12 protein-coding genes are annotated in these 14,918 nt (G+C 50.2%); 9 read left to right on the forward strand and 3 right to left on the reverse strand.

The annotated features are described in order from the left end of the window. Window positions 1–45: 45 nt before the first annotated feature. Complete coding sequence (locus ACTBZS_RS05275) at window positions 46–1,728, reverse strand: long-chain-fatty-acid--CoA ligase (RefSeq protein ID WP_463043491.1); 1,683 nt, start codon at window positions 1,726–1,728, stop codon at window positions 46–48. 308 nt (window positions 1,729–2,036) lie between these two features. Here ACTBZS_RS05275 and rimP point away from each other — a divergent pair, with 308 nt between their 5' ends. The 7 genes from rimP to pnp all read left to right on the forward strand — a co-directional run bounded on the left by rimP (window position 2,037) and on the right by pnp (window position 11,497). Next, window positions 2,037–2,462 carry a ribosome maturation factor RimP gene (gene rimP / locus ACTBZS_RS05280; protein WP_460430747.1) on the forward strand — a complete coding sequence of 142 codons (426 nt, stop codon included), beginning with the start codon at window positions 2,037–2,039 and terminating at the stop codon, window positions 2,460–2,462. 67 nt (window positions 2,463–2,529) lie between these two features. Then, window positions 2,530–4,026 (forward strand): transcription termination factor NusA, encoded by a 1,497-nt coding sequence (nusA, locus tag ACTBZS_RS05285; protein ID WP_460430748.1) that lies wholly within the window; start codon window positions 2,530–2,532, stop codon window positions 4,024–4,026. Window positions 4,027–4,360: 334 nt separating this feature from the next. Then, entirely contained in the window at window positions 4,361–7,378 is a 3,018-nt protein-coding gene (infB, locus tag ACTBZS_RS05290) for a translation initiation factor IF-2 (protein ID WP_463043492.1), read from the forward strand. An 87-nt stretch (window positions 7,379–7,465) separates the two neighbouring features. Continuing rightward, on the forward strand, window positions 7,466–7,861 hold the full coding sequence (rbfA, locus tag ACTBZS_RS05295) for a 30S ribosome-binding factor RbfA (RefSeq protein WP_460430750.1): 396 nt from the start codon (window positions 7,466–7,468) through the stop codon (window positions 7,859–7,861). Continuing rightward, window positions 7,858–8,793: a tRNA pseudouridine(55) synthase TruB gene (gene truB / locus ACTBZS_RS05300; RefSeq protein WP_463043493.1), complete on the forward strand. Its 936-nt coding sequence runs from the start codon at window positions 7,858–7,860 to the stop codon at window positions 8,791–8,793. The genes rbfA and truB overlap by 4 nt, the downstream gene beginning before the upstream one ends. A gap of 65 nt (window positions 8,794–8,858) precedes the next feature. Further along, window positions 8,859–9,128, forward strand: a complete 270-nt coding sequence (gene rpsO, locus ACTBZS_RS05305; RefSeq protein WP_460430752.1) for a 30S ribosomal protein S15 — start codon at window positions 8,859–8,861, stop codon at window positions 9,126–9,128. A 212-nt stretch (window positions 9,129–9,340) separates the two neighbouring features. Next, window positions 9,341–11,497: a polyribonucleotide nucleotidyltransferase gene (pnp, locus tag ACTBZS_RS05310; protein ID WP_463043494.1), complete on the forward strand. Its 2,157-nt coding sequence runs from the start codon at window positions 9,341–9,343 to the stop codon at window positions 11,495–11,497. 79 nt (window positions 11,498–11,576) lie between these two features. On the opposite strand, the gene dapD is transcribed toward pnp, so the two are convergent. Then, complete coding sequence (dapD, locus tag ACTBZS_RS05315) at window positions 11,577–12,428, reverse strand: 2,3,4,5-tetrahydropyridine-2,6-dicarboxylate N-succinyltransferase (RefSeq protein ID WP_022654559.1); 852 nt, start codon at window positions 12,426–12,428, stop codon at window positions 11,577–11,579. A gap of 66 nt (window positions 12,429–12,494) precedes the next feature. Then, window positions 12,495–13,697, reverse strand: a complete 1,203-nt coding sequence (gene dapC, locus ACTBZS_RS05320) for a succinyldiaminopimelate transaminase (RefSeq protein ID WP_463043495.1) — start codon at window positions 13,695–13,697, stop codon at window positions 12,495–12,497. 356 nt (window positions 13,698–14,053) lie between these two features. Between dapC and ACTBZS_RS05325 the strand changes: the two genes are divergently transcribed. Together ACTBZS_RS05325 and ACTBZS_RS05330 are read left to right on the forward strand one after the other, a co-directional pair. After that, window positions 14,054–14,437: a rhodanese-like domain-containing protein gene (locus ACTBZS_RS05325; RefSeq protein WP_463043496.1), complete on the forward strand. Its 384-nt coding sequence runs from the start codon at window positions 14,054–14,056 to the stop codon at window positions 14,435–14,437. 30 nt (window positions 14,438–14,467) lie between these two features. Continuing rightward, entirely contained in the window at window positions 14,468–14,818 is a 351-nt protein-coding gene (locus ACTBZS_RS05330) for a carboxymuconolactone decarboxylase family protein (RefSeq protein WP_460430758.1), read from the forward strand. Window positions 14,819–14,918 lie beyond the last annotated feature (100 nt).

The following is a 14,918-nucleotide window of genomic DNA, read 5'->3' on the forward strand; positions in this document are numbered from 1 at the left end:
GGCACAAGAACGGTGCCCACCCATTTTTTTGACACGACTGGCGAGTTAATTCGCTGCGGCTTTTAAACTCTCATCCCGTAATGCACGGCGCAGGATTTTACCGACATTGGTTTTCGGTAATTCAGCGCGAAACTCGATATGTTTCGGCACCTTATACCCCGTGAGATTCGCCTTGCAATGTTGCAACACATCAGCCTCGGTCAGCGCAGGGTCTTTCTTCACCACAAACACCTTCACCACTTCGCCCGACTTCTCATCCGGCAAACCAATACACGCCACCTCCAACACCCCCGGATGCGTCGCCACCACATCCTCAATCTCGTTCGGGTACACATTAAACCCCGACACCAAAATCATATCCTTCTTGCGATCAACCAACTTCACGAACCCATCTGCGGTCATCATCGCCATATCACCCGTCGCCAAGAAACCACGACTATCAATCACCTTCGCCGTTTCCTCTGGACGGTTCCAATACCCCTTCATCACCTGCGGGCCTCGAATCCACAACTCACCCGCCTCACCCTCTGCCACCGGCTGCCCTTCGGCATTGCGAATTTCAATCTCAGTCGAAGGCACCGGCACCCCAATCGTCCCGTTATATTCCTTTAAATCGAGCGGATTGATACACGCGGCAGGACTGGTTTCTGTTAAACCATACGCCTCAATCAATGGCACACCGGTGACCTGTTTCCACTTATCCGCCACCGCCTTTTGCACTGCCATCCCCCCACCTAACGCCAAACGCCAAGTTGAAAAATCGACAGTCTTAAAATCAGGGTGATTTAACAAGGCATTAAATAAGGTATTCACCCCCGTCATCGCGGTCACTGGGTATTTCTTAATCTCTTTGATAAAGGCTGGAATATCGCGTGGATTGGTAATCATGATATTCAAGGCGCCGATCTCGGTGAAGATCATCAAATTCGCCGTCAACGAGAAAATGTGATACAGCGGCAAGGCTGTGACAATCACCTCTTGCCCTTCACGCACCACCGGCTTCACCCATTCGCCGGCCTGTAACATATTGGCGACAATATTACCGTGGGTCAGCATTGCCCCTTTCGATACCCCTGTCGTACCGCCGGTGTATTGCAAAAACGCAATATCATCATGGGTTAATGACACTTTTTGATAAGGTTGTTTATCGCCTTTTTTCAAGGCATCAGGAAGACGGATAACATTGGCCAATTGCCAATTCGGTACCATCTTCTTCACATGCTTGACGACAAAATTCACAATCAACGATTTAGGGAACCCTAACAAATCACCAATCGAGGTCACGATAATGTTTTTGACTGGCGTACGCTTCACCACTTGCTGCAGGGTGTTAGCGAAGTTCTCTAAAATAAGAATGGTCTCCACTCCGGCATCTTTTAACTGATGCTCTAACTCGCGTGGAGTGTAAAGCGGATTGACGTTCACCACTGTCATCCCTGCCCGCAAAATCCCAAACACTGCCACCGGATATTGCAATAGGTTTGGCATCATAATCGCCACCCGCGAGCCTCGGCCCAGTTTGAGCTCGTGCTGTAAGAAAGACGCAAACTGCATCGATAAGCGGTCGATTTCAGCATAGGTCAACACCTTATCCATATTCGCCACCGCTGGACGATGGCTGAATTTCTTGACCGCATGTTCAAACACTTCACTTACCGATTGAAAACTATCGAGGTTGATCTCCGCTGCCACCCCTTGCTGATAGTTTTTAAGCCAGCGCTTTTCCATAAGTTTCTCCCGTCGTGTGTTATCTGCTCTCATGTAGAAAATTCTCAACGTCCCAAACAGCAGCCTCGGAGGTGCTTGTCTTAGCATAAGCACAAAACGACCAGATTGCCGCCATTCGAACATTTGTTTGAATTGTTGCGTAATGTAACGGAATCGTTTTTTTCGCGCAAAGTGTTTCCATGTTGCAAGACAACACAATTTTGTGTGGCATATCGTGGTGAGTGTTTCTTTTTATTTAGAAAGTTGCTAAAATCGGAGCGTTTTATAGATGGGCGTTAGCGCCCATTTTTTATTTGCCGGATCAAAGCATGGACGTTCGCACACTGCTGGAAAATACTCTACCCGGATTGGGGTATGAGTTTGTTGCACTGGAATTGATAAACGGTGGCGGCTTGCGCCTGTTTATCGACACACCAGAAGGCATCACGTTGGATGACTGCGTGTTGGTGAGCAATCACCTCACACGCCTATTTGCTGTAGAAAATGTGGACTACGACCGCCTCGAGGTGTCATCTCCTGGTCTCGACCGTCCATTAACCAAAGAAGCCGACTATGTCCGCTTTGCAGGTTCTTTAGCAAAAATCAAAACACGCATGCCACTAGAGGGACGTAAGCAGTTTCGCGGACGTTTAGCTGGCCTCGAAGAAGGCCGGGTCAGGATTGACGTGGACGGCACAATAGTGGAAATCCCATTTTCCAGTATTGACAAGGCGCGGCTTGAGCCGGAGTTCTGATACACCGCTCCCCGCCGGCTGGAGCTAATGCCGGCCACAGACCGGAATACAGAATTCGGAGGAATGCATGAGTCGCGAGATTTTGTTGTTAGTAGATGCCTTGGCGCGTGAAAAAAACGTTAGCCGAGAAATTGTATTTGGCGCTTTAGAATTGGCCTTGGCCTCGGCCACCAAAAAGAAGTACAGCCAAGATCATAAAGACCACGGCGATGATATCGACGTGCGTGTGCACATTGACCGCAGCACGGGTCAATATGTGACGTTCCGTCGTTGGGTCGTCGTGGAGGACAATGACCACGAGTTCCCAAGCCGCGAAATTGCCATCACTGATGCTGCCGATCATGGTGTAGAAGCCATCGTTGGGGCAGTGAAAGAAGAACCGATGGAAGCGGTGGAATTTGGCCGTATTGGTGCACAAACCGCCAAACAAGTCATCTTACAACGGATTCGTGACGCAGAACGTGAGCAAATCCTCAACGATTTCCTCGAACGCCGTGAATACTTAGTGAATGGCACCATCAAGCGCATTGAGCGCGGTAACGCGATTGTCGAATGCGGCAAGCTCGAAGCGTTACTGCCTCGTGATCAGATGATCCCGAAAGAAAACTTACGCAATGGCGACCGTGTCCGTGCGTTCTTATTGCGTGTTGACCGTACCGGCCGTGGCCCACAACTGATTTTATCGCGCACCACGCCGTTGTTGGTTGGCAAATTGTTTGCTTTAGAAGTCCCCGAAATCGAAGAAGGCTTGCTGGAAATTAAAGGGTGTGCCCGTGATCCCGGCAGCCGAGCCAAAGTCGCGGTGAAAGCCAACGACCCACGCATCGATCCACAAGGGACTTGTATTGGTATGCGTGGTTCGCGCGTCCAAGCCGTTACCAGCGAATTAGCCGGTGAACGTCTCGATATCGTGCTGTGGTCGAATGACCCAGCGCAATATGTGATCAATGCCCTGTCGCCTGCTGAAGTCGTTCGCATCATGATCGACGAAGATAACCACGCGATGGATGTCGTGGTTGAAGAAGATCAACTGGCATTGGCAATTGGCCGTGGCGGTCAAAATGTCCGCTTGGCGGGTGAGCTGACCGGCTGGGTATTAAACATCATGACTGTGGCAGAAGCGGCCGAGAAAAACGAAGCCGAAGATGCTGAACTGCGTAAGCTGTTTATCGAAGGTCTTGATGTTGATGAAACCACTGCTAGCGTTTTAGTGCGCGAAGGTTTCACCACATTAGAAGAAGTGGCGTATGTGCCGCTGGCTGAAATGTTAGAAATCGCTGATTTCACTGAAGAAACAGTCAACGATTTACGCAACCGCGCCCGCAATGCCCTACTGAATCAAGCTATCGCTTCTGAAGAGAAAGTGGAAACAGTCTCGGAAGAACTGAAAAACTTGGAAGGCATTGATGCCGATACGCTGCGTAAGTTAGCGGAAAACGGCATTGTCAGTCGCGATGATTTAGCTGATTTGGCCATCGATGATCTGGTTGATATGACCGGTATGGATGCCGAAGCCGCAAGTGTTCTGATTTTAAAGGCGCGTGAACACTGGTTTGATCAGTAAACTTTGTTGTTACCCAACAAAGTCGATTCATCTGGGGGCAAACCAACATCACTGATTTGCCTCCACAGCGCGCTGAAATCCTCCTCTGTATTCAGGGGGATAGATAGCGTACGTGATACAACCGTCGTATACTGTTGTCGCCAGTGATAGCCACGCTAGCCTACGGCAGGACATGCCGGAAGTGACGCCTGTGGAGAAACGAGCAAGCGGTTGCGCACTCGGCCCAGGAACCCACCGATGCGACTTGAGCGCAGCTTCTCGCGGCACCCGAGCGCAGTAGGAATCCCCCAATCGAAAACGGGGGAGGATGTCAAAAGACAGGATTAAGGAACACATGCTCGAAAACAACGTCAAACAATTTGCTAGCGAACTCAAACTGCAACCGGAACATCTGTTGGACCAGCTGCGTGCAGCAGGGGTAAACAAACAGACGATCAGCGATACGCTGACCCAACAAGACCGCGAAAAACTGTTGTCTTATTTAAAAAGCCGCCACGGTTCGACCGATAGCGGCTCTGTTACTTTGCAGCGCAAGGAAACTTCCGAGATTCGTCGTGCCGATAGCACTGGTAAATCTCGCACGATTCAAGTCGAAGTTCGTAAAAAACGGACGATTGCGCGTCCCGAAGAAGCCAGCCATACCCCAGCCGTAGAAGCCCCTACCCCGGCGCCTGCTGTGGTAGAAACACCGGCACCGACACCTGCCCCTGTTGCGGCCCCCAGCCCAACACCAGCGGTCGAAGAAGTGAAAGCAGACATCAAACCGGCTGCCGCACCAGTGGCTGTCAAAGCCGAGCCAGCACCAGCTAAAGCAGCAGACAACAAGCCAGCGAAAACCGAAGAACGCGCTAAACCACACCATAACGGTGGTCAGCCACGTAAAGATGGCCAACGCCAACAAGAACGTGGCGGTCAATCGCGTGATCGTCGTGGCCAAGATAAACGTCAACACAAACCTGCTGTACCCGCCATCAAACCAGCTGTCTTAGCCGCACAGCAAATGAATGAGCCCGTGGTACCGGTTTCTGCTGCCTCGATTTTGACACCAGAAGAAATCGCTGCGCGGGAAGCAGAAGAACGCCGCCAAGCAAAATTGCGTGCGGCACAAGAAGCCCTGATTCGCGAACGCCAACAGCGTGATGCACGCCGCTTAGCAGCAAAAACTGCCAGCGAAGCACCCGCTAAAGCCCCCGAACCAGCGCCTGCACCTGTGGCTGCGCCAGCGCCGACACCAGCGCCTGCTGCTGCCCCAGCACCCACCGCCCGCCCAGCCAACCAACAACGCAACGAGCGTAGTGGTGGTGGCGAGCGTAATTCCCGTCCCGCAGCACGTCCAGCACCTGCTGCCGCGACACCTGCAGCACCAGCAGCTGAAAAAACAGATAAGCCAGCAGACAAAAAAGCCTCACCGAAAAAAGGCCAACCGAATGGTCGTCATGACCATGAAGATGCGAACAAGCGTCGTGGCCTGAAAACCCGTGGTGGCGATGCTGGCAATACCAATGCGTGGAAAGCTAAACGCGGCGGTAAGAACAGCAAAAACAATCAATCCCAAGCGGCACACGCTTTCCAAGCACCGACTGAGCCCGTGGTGCATGAAGTCCTCGTGCCAGAAACCATCAGCGTGGCGGACTTAGCCCATAAGATGTCGGTGAAAGCTGCCGAAGTCATCAAAGTGCTGATGAAAATGGGCATGATGGTCACCATCAACCAAGTGTTAGACCAAGAAACCGCGATGATCGTCGTGGAAGAAATGGGTCACGTCGCGAAGCCAGCAAAATTAGACGATCCAGAGTCGTATTTGGATGATGTCGATGGCGGTCATCATGAACTGGTGTTGGAAGCCCGCGCACCGGTGGTGACAGTGATGGGTCACGTTGACCACGGTAAGACTTCGTTGCTTGACTACATCCGCCGCACTAAAGTGGCATCGGGTGAAGCCGGTGGGATTACCCAACATATCGGTGCTTACCACGTTGAAACCCAACGCGGCATGATTACCTTCCTCGACACCCCAGGTCACGAAGCGTTTACCGCGATGCGTGCCCGTGGTGCGAAAGCCACGGATATTGTGGTGTTGGTGGTTGCCGCTGACGATGGCGTGATGCCACAAACAATCGAAGCGATTCACCATGCCCAAGCCGCAGGGGTACCGATCGTTGTCGCGGTGAACAAAATTGATAAGCAAGGCGCCAACCCAGAGAAAATCCGTCAAGAATTGTCTGGTCATGGCGTAGTCCCAGAAGAATGGGGTGGCGAGACTCAGTTCATCGACGTATCGGCCAAACAAGGGATTAACATTGATGGCTTACTCGAAGCCATTCTGTTGCAAGCCGAAGTGTTAGAACTGACGGCAGCCAAAGACGCACCGGCTAAAGGCTTGGTCGTTGAAGCACGGTTGGATAAAGGTCGTGGTGCAGTGTCCACCATCTTGGTGCAATCCGGTACCTTGCGTAAAGGCGATGTGCTGTTGGCAGGTTCGGTATTTGGTCGCGTTCGCGCCATGTTGGACGAAAACGGCAAACCAGTGAACGAAGCAGGGCCATCTATCCCAGTGGAAATTCTCGGTCTGTCCGATGTGCCAAGTGCAGGTGAAGATGCGATTGTGCTGACAGATGAACGTAAAGCACGTGAAATTGCCTTGTTCCGTCAAGGTAAATTCCGTGATGTCCGTCTGGCACGTCAACAAGCGGCCAAGCTGGAAAATATGTTTGCTCAGATGGCAGAAGGCGAAGTTCGTACCCTGTCGCTGATTATCAAAGCCGACGTACAAGGTTCTTACGAAGCGTTGGCAAGCAGCCTGCAAAAACTGTCCACCGAAGAAGTGCGCGTCAATATCTTGCACTCCGGTGTGGGTGGTATCACTGAATCTGACGTCAACTTGGCGTTGGCATCACAAGCGGTGATTATTGGCTTTAACACCCGTGCCGATGCACAAGCACGCAAAGTGGCAGAAAATAACGAAGTCGATATTCGCTACTACAACATCATTTACGATGCAATTGATGAAGTGAAGTCGGCCTTGTCTGGTATGTTGGCACCAGAAAAACGTGAGCAAATTTTGGGTACTGCTGAAATCCGTCAGGTGATCTCGGTCTCGAAAGTGGGCAATATCGCGGGTTGTATGGTGACCGATGGCATGATCAAGCGCAGTGCACGCGTGCGTGTGATTCGTCAAAACGTGGTGATTCACGATGGCGAACTCGACAGTCTGAAACGCTTCAAAGACGATGTAAAAGAAGTGAAACAAGGCTACGAATGCGGCATGATGCTGAAAAACTTCAATGAAATTACCGAAGGCGACCAATTGGAAGCCTACGAAGTCATCGAAGTGGCTCGTACCCTGTCATAATTGACGACAGCAAACAACGGCGGGCGTGCAACGTCCGCCGTTTTTCTTTGTCTGATCCCTTTTGTTGCATCTAAGGAGCGTCCTACTATGGCTCGCAAACATTTTTCCCGTTCCGACCGCGTTGCCGCCCAGCTACAGCGTGAGCTTGCTGAATTGATTCGTACCGAAGTGAAAGATCCGCGTATGGGTCTGGTCACCATCACTGCCGTGGAAGTGACCCGCGATTATTCACACGCTAAGGTGTTTTACACGGTGATGAATGCCGATAATCTGGATGACACCCAAGACACCCTACAACGCGCAGCGGGCTTATTACGTAGCGGTGTGGCGCGTGCCATCAAAATGTTCTCGGTGCCCCAACTGCATTTTGTCTATGACACTTCCGTTGAACGCGGGATGCACTTGCATTCGTTGATTGAAAAAGTGGCACAGGATGATGCATTGCTGCCTAAGAACGATGATGATGACAAGGCTGTTTCATGACCGACGCCGCCTCTGTTGATAAACCCGGCAAGCGGCCAGTTCATGGTGTGTTATTGCTCGATAAGCCGCTGTTGTTGTCGAGCAATAGCGCGTTGCAAAAAGCGCGCTGGCACTTTCACGCGCAAAAAGCGGGGCATACAGGTGTCCTCGATCCGATGGCGACGGGGCTATTGCCAGTCTGTTTTGGTGAAGCAACCAAGTTTTCTGCGTTTTTATTAGATGCCGACAAAGGCTATACCGCGACACTGCGATTAGGCCAAACGACGACCACCTTTGATACTGAAGGTGAAATTATCAATGAACGTCCGGTTGAAGTCAGTAGGGCACAGTTAGAAGCGGTACTGGCGCAGTTTATCGGCCCCATTCAACAACTCCCCCCGATGTACTCGGCGTTAAAATTTCAGGGCAAAGCCTTGTACGAGTATGCGCGGCAGGGTATTGAGATTGAACGAAAAACCCGCGATGTGGTGATTCATCACATCACACTGTTGGCGTTTACCGATGATACGGTGGTGTTAGACGTTCAATGCAGTAAAGGCACTTATATTCGCAGTCTCGCCCATGATATTGGGCAGGCACTTGGCTGTGGCGCTCACTTAACCGCCTTACGCCGTACTCGCACTGCAGGGTTTGCGCTTGACCATGCTCTGACCTTAGAACAGTTGGCCGAGATTCCTTTCCCAGAACGGCAGGCAGTTTTATTGCCGGTTGATGTGTTAGTACAACATTTTCCAGCACTAACGGCGACAGATGATGAAAAACATCGTTTAACACATGGTCAGCCTGTGCACAGTCCACAAAATAGTGCGATAATGCAAGACTTTCGTTTGTACGACACAAGCGGAATGTTTTTCGGTTTGGGACAGATTCGCGCCGATGGCCAGCTGTGGCCAAACCGATTGCTGGTCAATAGCAGCACGGTAGGAGCATAGAGGGGTGATTGATTGCTCGCTATGCTTGTCTGAGCGCAAGCTCACTGATTATCTGGAGTGATAAAATGGCCATTTCCACGGCAAAAAAAGCAGAAATTGTTAAAGATTTCCAACGTGCAGCAGGTGATACCGGTTCTTCCGAAGTGCAAGTTGCACTGCTGACCGCTCGCATCAACGATTTGACACCTCACTTTAAAGCCAACAGCAAAGACCACCACAGCCGTCGTGGTTTGTTGAAAATGGTGAGCCGTCGCCGTAAATTGCTGGACTATCTGAAGCGTACAGATGCTGATGCTTACCGTAGCCTGATCACCCGCTTGGGTCTGCGTAAGTAATCGCTTGACCACTGGTTTGCTGATTTTGCGAACCTGTTTCGGTCTCTGCTGTCAATAACGGCGGCTTCCGTAAGGAAGCTGCCGTTGTTTTATGGTATTTTCTCAATGTGTACGACGGGATGAGCCTCTACCCTTGGGGTTGTATCCGACCCTAACGGTAGGGGTTCCCGTTGTCTTCCCAAGCAGTTACAACACCAATTTAGGAATCCTCTGTGTTTAATAAAATCACAAAATCTTTCCAGTATGGCCGTCACACGGTTACCTTTGAAACCGGTGAAATCGCACGCCAAGCCGGTGGTTCGGTCTTAGTGTCGATGGATGACACCGTTGTCTTAGTGGCAGTGACCGTTGCACCAGAAGTGAAACCAGGGCAAGACTTTTTCCCACTGACAGTGGACTACCTCGAACGCAGCTATGCCGCTGGCAAAATCCCCGGTGGCTTCTTCAAACGTGAAGGTAAGCAATCGGAAAAAGAAATTCTGACTAGCCGCCTGATCGACCGTCCAATTCGTCCTCTATTCCCCGAAGGTTTCTTTAACGACGTGCAAATTGTTGCCACCGTGATGTCGTTAAACCCAGAAGTGGATTCAGATATTCCAGCGATGTTGGGCGCCTCCGCGGCCCTGATGTTGGCAGGCGTACCATTTATGGGCCCAGTGGGTGCGGCACGGGTCGGTTATCTGAATGGCGAATATGTATTAAACCCAACCAAAGCTGAACTGAGCCAAAGCCAAATGGATTTGGTGGTAGCAGGGACAGAAGCCGCCGTGTTGATGGTGGAATCGGAAGCCCAAGAATTGCCAGAAGAGGTGATGTTGGGTGCAGTGGTATTTGGCCATGAGCAAATGCAAGCGGCCATTCGCGCCATCAATGAATTGGCCGACGAAGTCAATCCCGTGTTAGTCCCTTGGACTGCCCCTGCCAAAAACGAAGCTTTGATTCAACAAATTCGTGATTTAGCGGCGGCTGATATTGCGAATGCCTTCCGTATTCGGCAAAAACAAGCCCGCAGCCAAGCCTTAAACGAAGCATGGAGCAAAGTCAAAGCGGCGTTGATTAGCGAAGACACCGACACCTTGTTAGCCAACGAAATCAAAGGTATTTTCAAGAGCCTCGAAGGAGAAGTGGTACGAGGTCAAATTTTGGCTGGCGAACCACGGATTGATGGCCGCGATACGCGCACCGTACGTCCAATCAGCATCCGCACTAATGTCTTGCCACGCGCACACGGTTCGGTGTTGTTCACCCGTGGTGAAACACAGGCTTTGGTGGTTACCACATTGGGTACCAAAACCGATGAGCAAAAAATTGATGCCTTGTCGGGAGAGTATTCCGACCGCTTTATGCTGCATTACAACTTCCCGCCCTACTCCACCGGTGAAACAGGTCGCATGGGCCCGCCAAAACGCCGTGAAATTGGGCATGGCCGCCTAGCAAAACGCGCCTTGGTCGCTGTATTACCCAATGAAAACGAATTTGCCTACTCGATGCGTGTGGTGTCGGAAATCACCGAATCGAATGGTTCTTCGTCGATGGCGTCGGTGTGTGGTGGCTGCTTGGCATTGATGAGCGCCGGCGTACCGCTGAAAGCGCATGTCGCAGGTATTGCGATGGGTTTGATTTTGGAAGAAAACCGCTTTGCCGTTCTGACCGATATTTTGGGTGATGAAGATCACCTCGGCGATATGGATTTCAAAGTGGCTGGCACTGCCTCGGGTATCACTGCATTGCAGATGGATATCAAAATTCAGGGCATCACCAAAGACATCATGCAAGCGGCGTTAGCACAAGCCAAAGATGGCCGTATGCACATCTTGGGTATCATGCAAAACGCAATGGAAGCACCACAGGAAATCTCCGACCACGCACCACGTTTATACGTGATGAAGATCAATCCTGATCGTATCCGTGAAGTGATTGGTAAAGGCGGCGAAACGATCCGCACCATCACCAAAGAAACCGGTACCGAAATCAGCATCGCTGAAGATGGCACCATCACCATCGCTTCCGTCAGTGCCGATGGCGCTGAGGCAGCGAAAAAATGGATTGGCCAACTGACCGCTGAAGTGGAAATTGGCAAAATCTACGAAGGTACTGTGGTTAAAATTTTGGATAAGAATGTCGGCGCGATTGTGTCGATTATTCCAGGCCGTGATGGTTTGGTTCACATCAGCCAAATCGCCAACGAACGTATTGCTAACGTCGGTGATTATCTGAAAGAAGGCCAAGTGGTACGCGTGAAAGTGTTGGAACAAGATGATCGCGGTCGTATCCGCCTGTCGATCAAAGAAGCGGCACGCGAAGAAGCTGCAGCAGCGCAAGCTGCGGTGACCACCACAGCGGATGTCAGCGAAGCCCATAACGGTTAATTGATGTCACACTGTTAACAGCAAAAACGCCCACAACATCAGTGGGCGTTTTTTTATTTAGTTTTGCAAAGCGTCGCGATTAGTCGCGCAATAAATCATTGATGCTGGTCTTAGCACGTGTTTGTGCATCGACCTTTTTCACAATCACGGCACAATACAGACTGTGTGAACCATCTTTTGCCGGCAAGCTCCCCGACACCACCACCGAGCCAGCAGGAATACGGCCATAGCTGATCTCACCCGTTTCACGATCGAGAATTTTGGTACTTTGACCGATGTAAACACCCATCGAAATCACAGAACCTTCTTCCACAATCACACCCTCGACAATTTCCGAGCGAGCACCGATAAAGCAGTTATCTTCAATAATGGTTGGATTGGCTTGCAATGGCTCTAACACCCCACCAATACCAACACCGCCGGATAAATGCACATTCTTACCAATTTGTGCACAAGAACCCACCGTCGCCCATGTGTCCACCATGGTGTTTTCACCCACATAAGCGCCGATATTGACGTACGAAGGCATTAAGACCACGCCTGGGGCAATAAAGGAACCGTGACGTGCAACCGCAGGCGGCACCACGCGGAAGCCCCCTTCGCGGAAATCCTCTTTTGAATAATCTTCAAATTTAGTTGGCACTTTATCGTAGTAACGTGTCGTGCCAGATTTCATCCGCTCGTTGTTGTGGGTACGGAAATACAATAACACGGCTTTTTTCACCCACTGGTGTACTTTCCATTCACCGTTGATTTTTTCCGCTACCCGCAATTTGCCATGATCCAATTCATTGATGACTTGCGAAATGGCAGAGATTTGGTCATCAGAAGCAGTTTGTGGCGTCAATTCGTTACGATGTTCCCACATATGCTCAATCACCGTTTCTAATGGGTGATGGTGGCCGGGCGTGATATGAATGGCGACACTCATGGTCGTATCCTTTCTTAACAAATCAGAAAAAACGGTTGCACACCACCGTGCAACCGCAGAGGTTTATCACAAAGCTGTTTGCACAAAACGGCGGATACGCTCAGCAGCTTCGACACATTCAGCCAAGGGGGCAACCAAGGCAATACGGATAAAACCTTGACCTGGATTAGCACCCGCCGCATTGCTGCGCGCTAAGAAACTACCGGGGAGAACCGTGACATGCTCTTGTGCAAACAAATCGCGGGCAAATGCCACATCATCCCCTGAAGGCACTCGCGCCCATAAGTAAAAACCCGCTTCGGGGAAAGCGGTTTCTAATACTTCCGCCACAATCGGTGTAACAGCTTGGAATTTTTCACGATAGGCCGCACGATTGTTTTCAACATGTTGCTCGTCTTGCCATGCCGCTACGCTGGCCTTTTGTACCGTTGGGCTCATAGCAGCACCATGATAAGTACGATAGAGCAAAAAGGCTTTCAAATAAGCGGCATCGCCGGCAACAAAACCCGAGCGTAAGCCCGGTGCATTCGAGCGTTTTGATAAGCTAGTAAAACAGACTAAACGGCGGAAATCCGTCCGCCCCAGTTGTACCGCCGCTTGCAAGCCCCCTAAAGGCGGTTCTTGCTGCCAAATTTCGGAGTAACACTCATCCGAGGCAATCACAAAACCATAGCGATCTGATAAGGAAAATAATGCTTCCCAATCGGCCAGTGTCATCACAGCACCAGTCGGATTACCGGGGGAACAGACAAAAACCAGTTGCGTCCGCTGCCATATTGCCTCAGAAACCTCCGACCAATCGGGTTGAAAACGCCGTTCTGGTTCGCAGTTTAAGTAAACAGGTTCCCCACCAGCTAACAGCGTTGCGCCTTCATAAATTTGATAAAAAGGATTCGGCAATAAAGCCACCGGTTTTTCACCTGAGGCCAACGGCTTGAACGCAATTTGCGTAAAAGAAAATAAAGCCTCGCGACTGCCGCATACCGGTAATATTTCTGTGGCAGGATTAGGGCGTGGAATAGCATAACGCGCTGCTAACCAATCAGCACATGTTGCCCGTAATTCATCACTGCCTTGGGTTGCAGGATATTGCGCCAAACCCGCTAGCCCATCAACCAACGCTTGCCGAATGCAATCGGGAGTAGGGTGTTTAGGTTCACCAATCGATAAGTTAATTGGTGTCTGCTCTGGATTGGGTGTGATACCAGCGAAAAGTTCGCGTAATTTTTGAAACGGATAAGGTTGCAATAAATCAAGCGCAGGATTCATGTCTGATGCAGCCCACTCATTAAAGTAAAGGGACGCATCTTACCCCAAATTGTGCTGTGCTTTGAGCCCAAAGCGCAGACAAAACACAAGAAAAATGGTGGACGAACATCGCCCACCGCTGCAATCTACTTCATCACCGCAACAATCAACGCCGCAAGCTAAGCGTTAGCCGCTGAATTGTCACGTCAATACAGATTATCCATGTCTCTTATTGCGGCACCAACAAGAAAAACTCCAGTCTTTTTTGTTTTTTATACCAAAATACATTATATTTACAGATATAAAGATTGTCTCTAACAATCGATGTTGCACAGCAACTTTAGAAACCTCATCGCCACCAGCCAAAGGAGTGTATTGTGCTAAAAACTGCTCACGACTTAGTTGAAATTGCTAAACAGCAAATCTGTGAAGTCGCACCACTCGAAGTGCAACCGTTATTACACAGCTCAACGCGAATCATTGATGTTCGAGAACCAGACGAATATGCAGCAGGACACCTGCCTGGTGCAATCAATATTCCGCGAGGGATGTTGGAATTTAAAGTGAGTGGTGAAGCCGATTGGCAAAATCCAGAACAAGCCGTGTTGTTGTATTGTAAAACCAGTGGCCGTGCAGCACTTGCTACCTGCTCACTGCAAAGCTTAGGGTTTACACAAGTGCGCTCAATGGCAGGAGGATTCGATGCTTGGCAAGCAGCAGGCCTACCCATCGAAAAACCTGTACTACCGAAATTTGATTAACCATTTATTTCAGCAACGTTAGGAAAAACCATGTCGTTACCTCAATCTTATCCAGAATTATGTCGTGATGTTTCTGGTGTGTTGCGTACATTTACTAAAAATCAACCAGAAGCCATCGGTGCCTTTTATCAAATGGCAAAGGCGGCCGGAGCTGATGGTGTTTTAGATAAAAAGACCAAAGAGTTTGTTGCATTAGGGATTGCCATTGCAGCACGTTGTGATGACTGTATTGGCTTTCACGTCAAAGCACTGGTTGATTTGGGTGCAACACGACAAGAAATTGAAGAAGTATTAGCAACAGCTGTTTATATGGGCGGTGGCCCATCGTTGATGTATGCATCTCATGCGCTGAAGGCGTTTGAGCAGTTTACAGCAGCATAAGAAAAGCCCCGATTTTCGGGGCTTGATTATTTATTATTTTGTGTGGAGTTAAAAACAAAACCCCCTGCTACTTGGTAGCAGGGGGTTTGATGTTGGGAGC

It is taken from the genome of Aquaspirillum sp., assembly GCF_055136605.1.

Excerpts from the sequence above, each read along its gene's own strand:
- rimP (WP_460430747.1), top strand. The coding sequence starts at position 2,037 with ATGGACGTTCGCACACTGCTGGAAAATACTCTACCCGGATTGGGGTAT.
- ACTBZS_RS05330 (WP_460430758.1), top strand. The coding sequence starts at position 14,468 with ATGTCGTTACCTCAATCTTATCCAGAATTATGTCGTGATGTTTCTGGT.
- truB (WP_463043493.1), top strand. The coding sequence starts at position 7,858 with ATGACCGACGCCGCCTCTGTTGATAAACCCGGCAAGCGGCCAGTTCAT.
- nusA (WP_460430748.1), top strand. The coding sequence starts at position 2,530 with ATGAGTCGCGAGATTTTGTTGTTAGTAGATGCCTTGGCGCGTGAAAAA.
- rpsO (WP_460430752.1), top strand. The coding sequence starts at position 8,859 with ATGGCCATTTCCACGGCAAAAAAAGCAGAAATTGTTAAAGATTTCCAA.
- dapD (WP_022654559.1), bottom strand. The coding sequence starts at position 12,428 with ATGAGTGTCGCCATTCATATCACGCCCGGCCACCATCACCCATTAGAA.
- dapC (WP_463043495.1), bottom strand. The coding sequence starts at position 13,697 with ATGAATCCTGCGCTTGATTTATTGCAACCTTATCCGTTTCAAAAATTA.
- infB (WP_463043492.1), top strand. The coding sequence starts at position 4,361 with ATGCTCGAAAACAACGTCAAACAATTTGCTAGCGAACTCAAACTGCAA.
- rbfA (WP_460430750.1), top strand. The coding sequence starts at position 7,466 with ATGGCTCGCAAACATTTTTCCCGTTCCGACCGCGTTGCCGCCCAGCTA.
- ACTBZS_RS05275 (WP_463043491.1), bottom strand. The coding sequence starts at position 1,728 with ATGGAAAAGCGCTGGCTTAAAAACTATCAGCAAGGGGTGGCAGCGGAG.